This window comes from Priestia sp. ST2 (assembly GCF_055810735.1).
In genome coordinates this window covers 218300-232615 of sequence record NZ_JBVVNT010000005.1, presented here as the reverse complement: position 1 = coordinate 232615, position 14316 = coordinate 218300, and the positions used below count along the sequence as shown (strand labels likewise).

Genomic DNA, 14316 nt, shown 5'->3' with positions numbered 1-14316 from the left:
AATTTTTGCTGACTTAAAATGAACAGAAATTTAATATAAGACGAAGGTACGTATGAGGAGGAAACAAAGATGAAAGTAGCTATTGCATCTGACCACGGCGGTATAAATTTGCGACAGGAAATTATCTCTTTAATGGAAGAATTAAATATTGAATATGTGGATTTAGGGTGTGAATGCACAGCGTCCGTAGACTATCCGGATTATGCACTTCCCGTTGCTCAAAAAGTGGCGAGCCAAGAAGTAAGCCGAGGCATTCTTATTTGTGGAACAGGCATCGGTATGAGTATAGCAGCTAATAAAGTAAAAGGAATTCGCTGTGCTCTAGTGCATGATACGTTCAGTGCAAAAGCGACAAGAGAACATAATGATAGCAACATTTTGGCAATGGGTGAACGTGTCATTGGGCCGGGACTTGCACGTGAAATTGCGAAAATTTGGTTAATGACAGAATTTGAAGGCGGCCGACATGAAAATCGCGTGAATAAAATTAAACAGTATGAGCAGCAAAGTGATGCAACATTAACTGTATAATGTGAACGTATTCAATGAAAGAAAGGAAGAAAAACGTGTCTGAACTTACGAAATGGAAAGAGCAGTTGGAAACAGTTTTATCTGATTTTTTAGCACAAGTGCAGTTGTCTTCAGAACATACACTTGTCATTGGATGCAGTACAAGCGAGGTAATTGGTGAAAAAATAGGAACCGCAGGCGCAATGGAAGTCGCAGAAATGATTTTTGATGCGCTATCAGATTTTCGAAAAAAGACGGGTGTTCACTTAGCATTTCAATGCTGTGAACATCTCAATCGAGCACTGGTAGTAGAAAGAGAATTAGCTCGCAAAGAGCGTTTAGAAATGGTTAGTGTTGTGCCTATTCATAAAGCAGGCGGAGCGATGGCTACACAGGCCTATGGCCAGCTTAAAGATCCTGTTTTGGTAGAGTTTATTAAAGCTGATGCCGGTATTGATATTGGAGATACATTCATTGGTATGCATTTAAAGCATGTCGCAGTACCCGTTCGTTGTAAGTTAAACGCAGTTGGACACGCTCATGTTACTTTAGCAAAGACGCGTCCAAAACTAATTGGTGGAATGAGAGCGTTTTACGAACTTTCGTAATTAAATATATTAAAATAATACACATTTTTTCTTTTTTATTCTAAATAAATCATGTTACAATGTAGTTGAATCAACAAATAACGAACATTGCGAATACGAAATGAGGAGAGGATTTTGATGGAGAAACAACTAATGCAACAAGATCCAGCAGTTTATAATGCGATCAAGGATGAATTACAAAGACAACGTACTAAGATTGAGCTAATTGCTTCAGAAAACTTTGTAACAACAGCGGTAATGGAAGCACAAGGTTCAGTTTTAACAAATAAATATGCTGAAGGCTATCCAGCTAAACGTTACTACGGCGGTTGTGAACACGTAGACGTAGTAGAAGACTTAGCTCGTGATCGTGCAAAAGAAATTTTCGGAGCAGAGCACGTGAATGTTCAACCTCACTCAGGTGCACAAGCAAACATGGCTGTATATTTCACAGTTTTAGAGGCTGGAGACACAGTACTTGGTATGAATTTATCGCACGGCGGTCACTTAACGCACGGAAGTCCTGTTAACTTTAGTGGTGTTCAGTACAATTTCATCGAATATGGCGTAGATCGTGAAACACATCGCATTAACTACGATGATGTATTAGAAAAAGCTCGTACACATAAACCAAAATTAATTGTGGCTGGTGCAAGCGCATATCCACGCGCAATCGACTTCAAGCGTTTCCGTGAAATCGCTGATGAAGTAGGCGCTTATTTAATGGTAGACATGGCTCACATTGCTGGTCTAGTAGCTGCAGGACTTCATCAAAATCCTGTGCCACATGCTCATTTCGTTACAACTACAACACATAAAACACTGCGCGGACCACGCGGCGGTATGATTTTATGTAAAGAAGAATTTGCGAAAAAGATTGATAAGTCAATCTTCCCTGGTATTCAAGGTGGTCCATTGATGCACGTTATCGCTGCAAAAGCAGTAGCATTTGGTGAAGCATTACAAGATGAATTTAAGCACTATGCTCAAAATATCATCGACAATGCTAATCGTTTAGCAGAAGGATTAAAGAAAGAAGGATTTGCTCTTGTATCTGAAGGAACAGACAATCACCTTGTGTTAATCGACGTAAGTTCAATGAATTTGACAGGTAAAGTAGCTGAAAAAGCACTTGATGATGTAGGTATTACAACAAACAAAAATACAATTCCTTACGATGAGCAAAGCCCATTTGTAACAAGCGGTATCCGTATTGGTACAGCTGCGGTTACAACTCGCGGATTTGGCTTAGAAGAGATGGATGAAATTGCTTCTATCATCGGATTAACGCTTAAAAATATTGAAGATGAAGAAAAGCTAGCTGAAGCTAAAACACGCGTTGAAGCTTTAACAAGCAAGTTTGAAATGTATAAATCACTGTAAGAGAGACAGGCCTTTGTGCCTGTTTTTTTATGGAGAAAGTGGTAGCAATTCAATCATTTTTTGAATAATGCTTGAACTCAAAAACTTTTTTCTGTAAAATGAATGCAATGTATAAATTTAATTAGCAAGAGATATGTTTTTACTAGTACGTACCATTCAATTCGTTGAATGGTATTTTAATGTGTACATCTTTATATATAAGGAGAGATATCAATGGGCAAAGTATACGTATTTGATCACCCGCTTATTCAACACAAATTAACTTACATACGCGATGTAAAAACGGGAACGAAAGAGTTTCGTGAATTAGTTGATGAAGTGGCAAGCTTAATGGCTTTTGAAGCGACACGTGATTTACCGCTAGAAGACGTTGAAATTGAAACACCGGTTTGCAAAACAAAGTCAAAAGTTATTGCAGGGAAAAAGCTTGGTATCGTTCCAATTCTTCGTGCTGGTATCGGCATGGTAGATGGATTTTTAAAACTAATGCCAGCTGCTAAAGTTGGACACGTTGGCTTATATCGTGATCCAGAAACATTACAGCCTGTTGAATATTATGTAAAGCTGCCTAATGATGTAGAAGAGCGTGACTTTATTGTAGTAGATCCTATGCTTGCAACAGGAGGGTCAGCTGTAGAAGCAATCAACTCTCTTAAAAAAAGAGGCGCTAAAAACATTAAATTTATGTGTTTAATTGCTGCTCCTGAAGGCGTGGAAATCGTAAAAGAAGCACACCCTGACGTAGATATTTACATTGCGGCATTAGATGAAAAATTAAATGACCATGGATATATTGTTCCAGGTTTAGGTGATGCAGGGGATCGTTTATTCGGTACAAAATAATTTGTAGATTCGGGTGATGAACATGAAGCAGCCAATTAAAGTAATGACGATATTCGGGACAAGACCAGAAGCAATTAAAATGGCCCCTCTAGTGCTAGAGCTTAAAAAGCGACCTGAGGAGTTCGAAGCGATTGTGACGGTAACGGCTCAGCACCGTGAAATGTTAGACCAAGTATTGAGCATTTTTGACATTCAGCCTGACTATGACCTTAACATTATGAAAGATCGCCAAACTCTTATGGACGTAACGACCAGAGGATTAGAAGGTTTGGACGACGTAATGAAAAAAGTAAAGCCGGACATCGTACTTGTACACGGCGATACAACTACGACGTTTATTGCCGGACTAGCAGCTTTTTATAATCAAATTCAGGTGGGACATGTTGAAGCAGGTTTGCGCACATGGAATAAATATTCTCCATATCCGGAAGAAATGAACCGTCAGCTTACAGGCGTTCTTGCTGATATGCACTTTGCTCCGACAGATAAGTCTGCAGCTAATTTGCAAGCAGAGAATAAAAAAGAAGAGCGAATCTTTGTGACTGGAAACACAGCTATCGATGCGTTAAAAACGACAGTAAAAGAGACATATGAGCATGAAGTGTTAACGAAATTGGGAGATGATCGTCTTATTTTATTAACGGCGCATCGCCGCGAAAATTTAGGCGAACCAATGAAAAACATGTTCCGTGCGGTTAAACGTATTGTGGATGAACATGAAGATGTGCAAGTTGTGTATCCTGTTCATTTGAATCCGGTAGTTAGAGAAACAGCAAACGATATCTTAGGAAATGACCCACGCATTCATTTAATTGAACCGTTAGATGTAATTGACTTCCATAACTTCGCTGAGCGCGCTCATATTATTTTGACAGATTCGGGCGGTGTTCAAGAAGAAGCTCCTTCATTAGGCGTACCTGTATTGGTACTTCGTGATACAACAGAGCGACCGGAAGGAATTGAAGCAGGAACGCTCAAACTAGCAGGAACGGAAGAAGAAACAATTTATACGCTAGCAAAAGAGCTGTTAATAGATGAAGACGTATATAAGCAAATGTCACAAGCATCGAATCCTTACGGAGATGGCTTAGCTTCTAAACGTATTTGTGATGCTATTAGCTACTATTTCAACCGCCGGGAAAAAAGACCGGAAGCTTTTAATCCGCTTTCGTAAGATTTCTAAACACCTTTCACATGAAAAGTGTCTCTTTGAGACACGATAGTGTGAGAGGTGTTTTTTTATGTGGATTAAATGGTTAATGCTTAGCTTTATATTAGGGAGCGGGGGAGGGCAAACGTCGCTCAATCCGACATTTCCTTCTATAAAACAAGAAATGAATCATCAGGAAAAATCAATAATTGTCATGGTTGAAAAAGAAAAATTCGCGGAATTTAAAAGTCAGCTACAAAAAAATTATCCTAATATAAAGATTAAGAGCGAGTTTCACACGGTATTTACAGGACTTTCATTAAACGGCTCCATCTCGGATTTGGAAAAACTATCTCATAATCCTTCTATTATTGGTTCACATTCTATTAAAAACTACCAGGTTGCAGAAGAAAATAGTGTAACCTTCATTGGCTCAGAACAGGTAAGAGGCTTATTTGATACTCATAATCAGCGCTTAACAGGAAAAGGGATCAAAGTAGGCGTCATCGATACGGGTGTTGATTATTCTCATCCCGATTTAAAACAAACCTACAGGGGAGGGTATGATGTAATAGATAAAGATTATGAGCCGATGGAAACCACTCGGGAGCAAGGAGAGCCTACTCTGCATGGCACTCATGTAGCCGGTATTATTGCAGCAAATGGAAATATTAAAGGTGTAGCACCTCAGGCGGAGATCTACGCATACCGAGCTCTTGGACCTGGTGGAGCTGGAACGTCTGAAAGTGTTATTCTAGCTATCGAAAAAGCAATTCAAGATGATGTAGATATTATTAATTTATCATTAGGAAATGATGTGAATGGCCCTGATTTACCAACAAGCTTAGCGTTAGATCGAGCTGTTGAAAAAGGAATTGTAACGGTTACATCCAGCGGCAATTCAGGTCCAGGTTTATGGACCGTGGGCTCTCCAGGTACAGCGGGAAAAGCTATTTCGGTTGGCGCTTCTGTTTCCCCGACAACAGTTCAATTTCTAACAATTGGATTTAACAAAGAAAAAATTATGATGGCGCCAGTAGAAGGGTCTCGTCCATGGACGTTTAATCAAACGCTGCGTGTAATAAATGAAGAATACTTCAAAGAAGAGCAAAAGCATGCGTTGGGTAACGTCATTTTGCTAAAAGCAGAAGGAAATGTGGTTGAAAAAAAGATTAAACAAGCTGAACAGGCAGGAGCAAAAGCCGTTATTTTATATAGTCCGACTGAAAAAAGCATAATCGGTAAACTACAAGAATCAGTAAATATTCCAGTGATATGGGTAAGTAAAAAAAACGGTGATACCATTAATCAATACATTCAGTCTCAACAGCCATACTTACGCACTGGCAAGCAAGTGGTGCAAGACTTGCTCACATCTTTCAGTTCAAGAGGACCTGTAACGACTACTTGGGGAATCAAGCCGGACGTCGTCGCACCTGGTTACTTCATTAATAGTACAGTTCCTGGGGGATATGAACGCATGCATGGAACAAGTATGGCTGCGCCCCATGTAGCTGGAGCGTGCGCTCTTATTTTACAAGCTCACCCGAACTGGTCTCCTGAACAAGTCAAAGCTTCATTGATGAACACAAGTAAAGTAATGCAGCAGCTAAATGGTCAAACGTATCGCGTATATGAACAAGGAGCCGGGAGAATTCAAATAGCAAAAGCTGTCACAGCAGACTCTTTATTTTATCCATCTTCTTTATCTTTCGGTATTTTTACGCGCCCATCAAAGAAAGTCTTATCATTTAAAATTGATAACCAGTCTGATAAAGCAAAAACGTATCGCTTGAACGTTCCGAAAAGGGATGAAGGAGTGAATTGGGATGTTCCATTACCCGTCACGGTGCAGCCCCATCAGACAAAAGAAATAGCTGTCACTTTATCGGTGCAGCCCCGTTTTAAAAATAAAGGTATATATGACGGATATTTGGAAATAAATGATTCACGTGAAACATTTTCGCTTCCTTATATGTACATGGTTAGCATTCCAGATTATCCCCGTGTCATGGGATTGCAAGTAGCAGCGGAAAAAGAGAAAAATACGTATAGCTATGAACTGTTTTTGCCTGAAGGAGCAGATGAGTTAGGCGTTGCTCTTTTTGATAAGCAGTCTTTACAGTTTATATCGTATTTAGATGTTGACGTTGATGTAGAAAGAGGCATGAGAAAACGGAAAATAACGATCGATGAATCGCTTGTACCGGGAGCGTACCAAATATTTGCATTTGTGAAAAAGCATAGACAAGAGCATGTTGTAAACAGTACAATAACGATTGAATGAACCTCTTTAAATGTTTTCATTTGAAGAGGTTTTATGTGTGGCAGAAATGTGAACAATAAGAAGAGATTGTGAAGTTTTTAGCTTAAACACATTGACATTAAATATACGCTATTGTATGCTTACAGGGAATATAAATGATAAGGTTTTCAACCTGTGAAAACCGTTGATATTTCTGCGTATTTTATTAGCTGTTTTTACCTTTTTTAGCAATTTTTTTTGCCTTTCTATCATATATTGAGCTATAAAAACGATAGAGAATTCGGAAAAAAGAAAATTTTGCAAAAGGGGTATGAGCTTATGAAAGATCGCAACCGTCATCCTTTGCAAGCGATGGCATTAGTGTCAATCATTCTATCACAGTTAGCAGGTTCAGTCTTAATTGGCTTATTCTCTGGAAGATGGGCTGATCAATGGCTTGACACCGAACCACTATTTTTGATTTTAGGCCTTCTTTCAGGGCTAGCAGCAGGTGTTTTTATGATGCTGCGGACAGTCCACCATTTTTTTTCAGGAGATTAATAATTCATGCAGGATTTGCAGCACGTTTTTCCAAGACTTCGTTCATACATATTGTATTTGTTAGCATTATACGTTCTCGGCTGGGGATTTACAAGTTATAAGGCTGTTTTTGCAGGTTTAATTTTAGGAACCGCCCTGAGTTTGTATAATTTGTGGAACTTAGTAAGAAAGTTTGAGCAGTTTGGACAGGCGTTGGATGAGGGGAAAAAGCCCCGTTCAATTGGGACTGTTGTAAGATTTGCAACAGCTGCTCTCGCAGTTGTGATTACCATCTCTTATCCAAAAACCTTTCATATTATTAGTGTAGTTGTGGGATTAATGACGTATTACGTTGTCATTATCATAGATTTAGTTGTTCAAAATATGCGTAGAAGATAGAAAGAGAGGTGAACACAGTTGGGTCATGAATCACCAACTATAGAGTTTCTAGGCCTTACTTTTAGTCAAAGTAACTTGCTTATGGTTACCGTAGCTTCTGTTATTGTATTCTTAATTGCAGTTTTATGTACTCGTACTCTTGCTATGAAGCCAAGCGGTGCACAAAACTTTATTGAATGGGTCTTAGATTTTGTTAAAGGACTCGTTAATAGCAATATGGATTGGAAAACAGGTGGCCGCTTTTTGACGCTAGGTGTAACTTTACTTATGTACATTTTTGTGTCAAATATGTTGGGTCTTCCATTTGCCATCGTGATTGACCATAACTTATGGTGGAAATCGCCAACCGCTGATCCAGCAATTACGCTGACGTTAGCCGTTATGGTAGTTGTACTATCACATTACTATGGTATTAAAATGCGAGGGTTCTCTGCATACACGAAAGATTACTTCAAGCCAATGGCATTTTTATTCCCGCTTAAGATTATCGAGGAGTTTGCCAATACGTTAACGCTTGGCCTTCGTCTTTACGGTAATATTTATGCTGGGGAAATTTTGTTAAGCTTGCTAGCTGGTTTAGCAACAACAGGCTTCCTAGGTACAATTGGAGCTGCTATTCCAATGCTTTTATGGCAAGGATTTAGTATTTTTGTAGGCGCAATTCAGGCCTTCATTTTCACAATGTTAACGATGGTTTATTTATCTCACAAAGTGAGTAGCGACCATTAATTTATAAAGCTTTGTTCAAGTAATACCCAATTTGGACAAAACAAAACTTAGTTAAACAAAATCATATATATTAAGGGAGGACTTTATAAAATGGGTTTAATAGCATCTGCAATTGCGATTGGTTTAGCGGCACTAGGTGCTGGTATTGGTAACGGTCTTATCGTTTCTAAGACGATTGAAGGCACAGCTCGCCAACCAGAAGCACGTGGTACATTAACTTCAATGATGTTCGTTGGGGTTGCCTTAGTTGAGGCGCTTCCAATTATCGCCGTAGTTATTGCATTCATGGTACAAGGTAAATAATAATGTGTTACATGTGGCGAAGATCATTCAAAAGAACCTTCGCCATTACTTTATGTCTTTAATAAGTAAATTATATATGTGGAGTCTCTGAAGGGAGTGAACATGGCCGTGTCGAACATGTTTGTGTTAGGAGCAGCAGGCATTAATGGTGGAGATATTCTTTTCCAATTAGTGATGTTCCTTATCCTACTTGCGTTACTTCAAAAATTCGCGTTTGGTCCTGTAATGGGAATCATGAAAAAACGTGAAGAGCATATTGCCGGTGAGATTGATGAAGCAGAAAAGCAAAATGAGGAAGCGAAGAAGCTTGTTGAAGAGCAGCGTGAAATCTTAAAGCAATCTCGTCAAGAAGTGCAAGTAATGATGGAAAACGCTAGAAAGTCTGCAGAAGATAAAAAAGAAGAAATCATTGCGGCAGCACGCGAAGAGTCTGAGCGTCTAAAAGCTGCAGCAAAACAAGAAATCGAACAGCAAAAAGATCAAGCAGTTGCTGCGTTACGTGAGCAAGTTGCTTCATTATCTGTTTTAATTGCGTCGAAAGTTATTGAAAAAGAACTTTCTGAACAAGATCAAGAAAAGTTAATTCATGAATATATCCAAGAAGTAGGGGATGTACGATGAGTCAACCAGCTGTAGCCAAGCGCTATGCACTAGCTCTTTTTCAATTAGCAACAGAAAAACAGATGATCGATGAAATGCAAGACCAGCTACAAATCGTTGAAGAGGTGTTTGCTAAAACACCTGAATTAATGGATGTATTAACTCATCCAAAAATTACAATTGAGCGAAAAAAACAGTTTGTAAGTGAGGCATTTGCTGAACTTTCACCAACTGTTCAACATACGGTTCTTCTATTATTAGAGCGTCACCGCATTCAAATTGTTAGCGAGATGGTAAAAGAGTATCGTTTCCTAGCGAACGAAGTACGTGGCGTGGCAGATGCAACTGTTTATTCTGTCAAACCTTTAAGTGCAGATGAGAAAAGAGCAATCTCACAATCATTTGCTTCTAAAGTTGGAAAACATACGTTAAATATTTCAAATATAGTAGATAAAAGCCTAATCGGCGGCGTGAAGCTTCGCATTGGTAATCGTATCTATGATGGCAGCATTAGCAGCAAATTAGAAACGATCCACCGAGGACTTCTTGCACACAGATCGTAGATAGGGGTGAAATTCATGAGCATCAAAGCTGAAGAAATTAGTGCGCTGATCAAGCAGCAAATTGAAAACTATCAGTCTGAGATTAAAGTGAGTGATGTAGGTACTGTTATCCAAGTTGGGGACGGTATCGCACGTGCTCATGGCCTCGACAATGTCATGGCTGGAGAACTGGTTGAATTTTCAAATGGTGTCATGGGAATGGCACAAAACTTAGAAGAAAACAATGTAGGTATCATTATTTTAGGACCATATACGGAAATTCGTGAAGGTGACGAAGTTCGCCGTACAGGACGCATCATGGAAGTTCCAGTAGGGGAGCAGTTAATCGGTCGTGTTGTTAACTCATTAGGTCAGCCAGTAGACGGCTTAGGCCCAGTAGAAACAACAAAAACACGTCCAATTGAAGGTGCTGCACCTGGCGTTATGGATCGTAAATCAGTACATGAGCCGCTTCAAACAGGTATCAAGGCGATTGACGCACTTGTGCCGATCGGTCGTGGACAGCGTGAGTTAATTATCGGTGACCGTCAAACGGGTAAAACATCGGTAGCAATCGATACAATCTTAAACCAAAAAGATCAAGATATGGTATGTATCTATGTAGCGATTGGCCAAAAAGAATCAACAGTTCGTAACGTAGTAGAGACATTACGTAAACACGGTGCTCTAGATTACACAATCGTTGTAACAGCATCAGCTTCACAACCAGCTCCACTATTATTCTTAGCGCCATATGCTGGGGTAACAATGGGTGAAGAGTTTATGTATAACGGTAAGCACGTACTTGTTATTTACGATGACTTAACAAAACAAGCATCAGCTTATCGTGAACTTTCATTACTATTACGCCGTCCTCCAGGTCGTGAAGCGTATCCAGGGGATGTATTCTATCTGCACTCTCGTTTATTAGAGCGTGCGGCAAAGTTATCGGACGCAAAAGGTGGAGGTTCATTAACAGCTCTTCCATTTATTGAAACGCAAGCAGGAGACGTATCTGCTTATATCCCAACGAACGTAATTTCGATTACAGACGGACAAATTTTCTTACAGTCAGATCTATTCTTCTCAGGCGTGCGTCCTGCGATTAATGCTGGTCTTTCTGTATCACGTGTAGGGGGATCTGCACAAATTAAAGCGATGAAAAAGGTAGCAGGTACACTGCGTCTAGACCTTGCATCTTATCGTGAGCTTGAATCGTTTGCTCAGTTCGGTTCTGATCTTGACCAAGCAACTCAAGCAAAATTAAATCGAGGAGCGCGTACAGTTGAAATCTTAAAACAAGGTTTACACAAACCGCTTCGCGTAGAAAAACAAGTAGCTGTGCTTTACGCATTAACAAAAGGCTTCTTAGATGATGTTCCGGTATCAGATATTACGCGCTTTGAAGACGAGTACTTAACATGGTTAGAGTCAAACCGTAAAGAAGTACTTGAATCAATCCGTACAACTGGTGGACTTCCTGAAGCTGGCGTATTCGAATCAGCACTTGAAGAATTCAAGAAAACATTTATTGCATCTGAATAATATATTGTCAGCATGGTATGTTAAGACAATCTTTCAATAAGGTGAAGGTGAACATTTGTTCACCTTTCATACCACGTGATCTTCTAAAACAAGGTGGTGAAACCTTTGGCATCATTACGTGATATACAAACTCGAATCACATCGACGAAAAAAACGAGCCAGATTACGAAAGCAATGGAAATGGTTTCAGCTGCAAAGCTGAATAGAGCGGAACAAAATGCAAAATCGTTTGTTCCATACATGGAAAAAATTCAAGAAGTAGTCTCAAGCGTAGCCCTAGGCAGCAGAGGCGCTTCACATCCAATGCTAACTGCGCGCAGTGTGAAGAAGACTGGTTACATCGTAATCACTTCAGATCGCGGTCTAGCAGGAGCATATAACAGTAATATTTTGCGAAAAGTATCTCAAGCTATTGAAGAACGCCATCAATCACCTGATGAATACGGTGTAATTGCAATTGGACGAGTAGGGAGAGATTTCTTCGTGAAACGCGGCATTCCGGTTTTGCTTGAAATCACAGGCTTAGCAGATCAGCCAGCTTTTGCTGACATTCAAGGAATCGCTTCACAAACAGTTCAAATGTTTGCAGACGGTACGTTTGATGAACTTTACTTATACTACAATCACTTTATCAATACGATTTCACAAGAAGTGACGGAGAAGAAGCTATTGCCTCTAACAGATCTTCAACCTTCTGGTAAACTTGTTGGTTATGAATTTGAACCATCACAAGAAGAGATTTTAGAAGTATTACTTCCTCAGTATGCAGAGAGTTTAATTTACGGCGGCCTACTTGATGGAAAAGCAAGTGAGCATGCTGCTCGTATGACAGCGATGAAAAGTGCAACAGACAACGCAAAAGATCTTATCAATAATCTTACATTGTCATATAACCGTGCACGTCAAGCGGCAATTACCCAGGAAATTACGGAAATTGTTGGCGGAGCGGCAGCGTTAGAATAGAAAGTTTAATGGAAAAGCAAGTTAGGAGGGAACACGATGACAAAAGGACGCGTTACTCAAATCATGGGTCCAGTTGTAGACGTAAAGTTTGACAACGGACACCTTCCGGCAATTTATAACGCCCTTAAAATTTCACATAAACCGAGCAGTGCAAGTGAAGTTGCAATCGAATTAACATTAGAAGTTGCGATTCACTTAGGTGATAACACAGTTCGTACAGTAGCAATGTCATCCACTGACGGCTTAGTTCGTGGATTAGAAGTAGAAGATACAGGTGCAGCAATCTCAGTACCAGTTGGTGACGTTACGTTAGGTCGTGTATTTAACGTATTAGGTGAAAAAATCGACTTAGACGCCCCAATCGATGCAGGTGCACGTCGTGATCCAATCCACCGTCAAGCACCAAAGTTCGAAAATCTATCTACACAAGCTGAAATTCTTGAAACAGGTATTAAAGTAGTAGACTTATTAGCTCCTTACATTAAAGGTGGAAAAATCGGTCTATTCGGTGGTGCCGGTGTAGGTAAAACAGTATTGATTCAAGAATTAATCAATAACATTGCTCAAGAGCACGGCGGTATTTCAGTATTCGCTGGTGTAGGTGAGCGTACGCGTGAAGGTAATGACTTATACCATGAAATGACAGATTCTGGTGTTATTAAGAAGACGGCTATGGTATTTGGCCAAATGAATGAGCCACCTGGTGCACGTCAACGTGTTGCATTAACAGGATTAACAATGGCAGAATACTTCCGTGACGAACAAGGTCAAGACGTATTATTCTTTATTGATAATATCTTCCGTTTCACACAAGCGGGTTCAGAAGTATCAGCATTACTTGGCCGTATGCCATCAGCAGTAGGTTATCAGCCAACATTAGCGACAGAAATGGGTCAGCTTCAAGAGCGTATCACGTCAACAAGCGTAGGTTCTGTAACATCGATTCAAGCGATTTACGTACCAGCCGATGACTATACGGATCCAGCTCCAGCGACAACATTTGCTCACTTAGATGCAACAACAAACTTAGAGCGTAAATTATCAGAGATGGGTATTTACCCTGCGGTAGATCCATTAGCATCTACATCTCGCGCTTTATCTCCTGAAATTGTTGGAGAAGAGCACTATGCAATTGCGCGTCAAGTTCAACAAACGTTACAGCGTTATAAAGAGTTACAAGATATCATTGCAATCCTAGGTATGGATGAGTTATCTGATGAAGATAAACTTGTTGTACAACGTGCTCGTCGCGTTCAATTCTTCTTGTCTCAAAACTTCCACGTAGCAGAACAATTTACAGGTCAAAAAGGTTCTTATGTTCCTGTAAAAGAAACTGTTAAAGGATTTAAAGAGATCTTGGAAGGTAAATACGATCATTTACCTGAAGATGCGTTCCGTTTAGTTGGTCGCATTGAAGAAGTTATTGAAAATGCGAAACGTATGGGAGTAGAAGTTTAATTTAAGGGACATAGGAGGTTTTTTAAATGAAGACAATCCATGTCAGTGTAGTGACTCCTGATGGCCCAGTTTACGAATCAGAAGTGGAAATGGTAAGTACCCGAGCACAGAGTGGTGAGCTTGGTATTTTACATGGCCATATTCCGATGGTTGCTCCTTTACAAATTGGAGCCGTCCGCTTGAAGAAAGCAAGCAGTACAGAACTTGTGGCTGTTAGCGGAGGATTTCTTGAAGTAAGACCTGACAAAGTAACAATTCTTGCACAGGCTGCTGAAACAGCTGAAGAGATTGACATAGCTCGTGCAGAAGAAGCGAAAAAGCGCGCTGAAATGCGCCTTGATAGCAAACAAGATGACGTTGATGTTAAGCGTGCTGAAATTGCCTTAAAACGGGCAGTCAATCGTTTAGATATTAGTCAACGTAAGTTCTAAAAAAAGCCCTCTCAAACGAATGAGAGGGCTTTTTTGCTCTATTATACAAAAAGGGAAGAGCAAATAGGATTGATCTATGATTATATAT

The 14316-nt window shown here is 39.8% G+C and carries 16 protein-coding genes; all 16 read left to right on the top strand.

Annotation, left to right across the window (positions count from 1 at the left end):
* Nucleotides 1-69 precede the first annotated feature (69 nt).
* Nucleotides 70-531 carry a ribose 5-phosphate isomerase B gene (gene rpiB / locus AC0KUU_RS22620; protein ID WP_013085468.1) on the top strand — a complete coding sequence of 154 codons (462 nt, stop codon included), beginning with the start codon at nt 70-72 and terminating at the stop codon, nt 529-531.
* A gap of 35 nt (nt 532-566) precedes the next feature.
* Nucleotides 567-1118, top strand: a complete 552-nt coding sequence (locus tag AC0KUU_RS22615; RefSeq protein ID WP_372482335.1) for a TIGR01440 family protein — start codon at nt 567-569, stop codon at nt 1116-1118.
* Between the two features lie 117 nt (nt 1119-1235).
* Nucleotides 1236-2480, top strand: coding sequence for a serine hydroxymethyltransferase (locus AC0KUU_RS22610; RefSeq protein WP_013059811.1), 1245 nt, complete (start codon nt 1236-1238; stop codon nt 2478-2480).
* A gap of 213 nt (nt 2481-2693) precedes the next feature.
* A complete protein-coding gene (gene upp / locus AC0KUU_RS22605) occupies nt 2694-3323 on the top strand; it encodes a uracil phosphoribosyltransferase (RefSeq protein WP_013059810.1) in 630 nt (209 codons plus the stop codon).
* A 22-nt stretch (nt 3324-3345) separates the two neighbouring features.
* Nucleotides 3346-4497 carry a non-hydrolyzing UDP-N-acetylglucosamine 2-epimerase gene (gene wecB / locus AC0KUU_RS22600; protein WP_237075075.1) on the top strand — a complete coding sequence of 384 codons (1152 nt, stop codon included), beginning with the start codon at nt 3346-3348 and terminating at the stop codon, nt 4495-4497.
* Between the two features lie 67 nt (nt 4498-4564).
* Entirely contained in the window at nt 4565-6760 is a 2196-nt protein-coding gene (locus tag AC0KUU_RS22595) for a S8 family serine peptidase (protein WP_280560587.1), read from the top strand.
* A 297-nt stretch (nt 6761-7057) separates the two neighbouring features.
* Nucleotides 7058-7279, top strand: a complete 222-nt coding sequence (locus tag AC0KUU_RS22590; protein WP_013085464.1) for an AtpZ/AtpI family protein — start codon at nt 7058-7060, stop codon at nt 7277-7279.
* Nucleotides 7280-7285: 6 nt separating this feature from the next.
* Nucleotides 7286-7657, top strand: coding sequence for an ATP synthase subunit I (locus tag AC0KUU_RS22585; RefSeq protein WP_013059806.1), 372 nt, complete (start codon nt 7286-7288; stop codon nt 7655-7657).
* An 18-nt stretch (nt 7658-7675) separates the two neighbouring features.
* On the top strand, nt 7676-8386 hold the full coding sequence (atpB, locus tag AC0KUU_RS22580) for a F0F1 ATP synthase subunit A (protein ID WP_013059805.1): 711 nt from the start codon (nt 7676-7678) through the stop codon (nt 8384-8386).
* Nucleotides 8387-8476: 90 nt separating this feature from the next.
* Nucleotides 8477-8689 carry a F0F1 ATP synthase subunit C gene (gene atpE / locus AC0KUU_RS22575; RefSeq protein ID WP_013059804.1) on the top strand — a complete coding sequence of 71 codons (213 nt, stop codon included), beginning with the start codon at nt 8477-8479 and terminating at the stop codon, nt 8687-8689.
* A 102-nt stretch (nt 8690-8791) separates the two neighbouring features.
* Nucleotides 8792-9310: a F0F1 ATP synthase subunit B gene (locus AC0KUU_RS22570; RefSeq protein WP_013085463.1), complete on the top strand. Its 519-nt coding sequence runs from the start codon at nt 8792-8794 to the stop codon at nt 9308-9310.
* Nucleotides 9307-9852: a F0F1 ATP synthase subunit delta gene (locus tag AC0KUU_RS22565; protein ID WP_013059802.1), complete on the top strand. Its 546-nt coding sequence runs from the start codon at nt 9307-9309 to the stop codon at nt 9850-9852. Before AC0KUU_RS22570 ends, AC0KUU_RS22565 begins: the two co-directional genes overlap by 4 nt.
* 15 nt (nt 9853-9867) lie before the next feature.
* Entirely contained in the window at nt 9868-11376 is a 1509-nt protein-coding gene (gene atpA / locus AC0KUU_RS22560) for a F0F1 ATP synthase subunit alpha (RefSeq protein WP_013085461.1), read from the top strand.
* 105 nt (nt 11377-11481) lie between these two features.
* Nucleotides 11482-12339, top strand: a complete 858-nt coding sequence (locus tag AC0KUU_RS22555; RefSeq protein ID WP_013059800.1) for a F0F1 ATP synthase subunit gamma — start codon at nt 11482-11484, stop codon at nt 12337-12339.
* 36 nt (nt 12340-12375) lie between these two features.
* A complete protein-coding gene (gene atpD / locus AC0KUU_RS22550; RefSeq protein WP_013059799.1) occupies nt 12376-13797 on the top strand; it encodes a F0F1 ATP synthase subunit beta in 1422 nt (473 codons plus the stop codon).
* Between the two features lie 26 nt (nt 13798-13823).
* Entirely contained in the window at nt 13824-14228 is a 405-nt protein-coding gene (locus tag AC0KUU_RS22545; protein WP_013085460.1) for a F0F1 ATP synthase subunit epsilon, read from the top strand.
* Nucleotides 14229-14316 lie beyond the last annotated feature (88 nt).

What these genes read in the sequence shown, in the direction of transcription:
- AC0KUU_RS22610 (WP_013059811.1), top strand. Translation starts at nt 1,236, where the DNA reads ATGGAGAAACAACTAATGCAACAAGATCCAGCAGTTTATAATGCGATC.
- wecB (WP_237075075.1), top strand. Translation starts at nt 3,346, where the DNA reads ATGAAGCAGCCAATTAAAGTAATGACGATATTCGGGACAAGACCAGAA.
- atpA (WP_013085461.1), top strand. Translation starts at nt 9,868, where the DNA reads ATGAGCATCAAAGCTGAAGAAATTAGTGCGCTGATCAAGCAGCAAATT.
- AC0KUU_RS22545 (WP_013085460.1), top strand. Translation starts at nt 13,824, where the DNA reads ATGAAGACAATCCATGTCAGTGTAGTGACTCCTGATGGCCCAGTTTAC.
- atpD (WP_013059799.1), top strand. Translation starts at nt 12,376, where the DNA reads ATGACAAAAGGACGCGTTACTCAAATCATGGGTCCAGTTGTAGACGTA.
- AC0KUU_RS22585 (WP_013059806.1), top strand. Translation starts at nt 7,286, where the DNA reads ATGCAGGATTTGCAGCACGTTTTTCCAAGACTTCGTTCATACATATTG.
- AC0KUU_RS22590 (WP_013085464.1), top strand. Translation starts at nt 7,058, where the DNA reads ATGAAAGATCGCAACCGTCATCCTTTGCAAGCGATGGCATTAGTGTCA.
- atpE (WP_013059804.1), top strand. Translation starts at nt 8,477, where the DNA reads ATGGGTTTAATAGCATCTGCAATTGCGATTGGTTTAGCGGCACTAGGT.
- AC0KUU_RS22565 (WP_013059802.1), top strand. Translation starts at nt 9,307, where the DNA reads ATGAGTCAACCAGCTGTAGCCAAGCGCTATGCACTAGCTCTTTTTCAA.
- rpiB (WP_013085468.1), top strand. Translation starts at nt 70, where the DNA reads ATGAAAGTAGCTATTGCATCTGACCACGGCGGTATAAATTTGCGACAG.
- AC0KUU_RS22570 (WP_013085463.1), top strand. Translation starts at nt 8,792, where the DNA reads ATGGCCGTGTCGAACATGTTTGTGTTAGGAGCAGCAGGCATTAATGGT.
- upp (WP_013059810.1), top strand. Translation starts at nt 2,694, where the DNA reads ATGGGCAAAGTATACGTATTTGATCACCCGCTTATTCAACACAAATTA.
- AC0KUU_RS22595 (WP_280560587.1), top strand. Translation starts at nt 4,565, where the DNA reads ATGTGGATTAAATGGTTAATGCTTAGCTTTATATTAGGGAGCGGGGGA.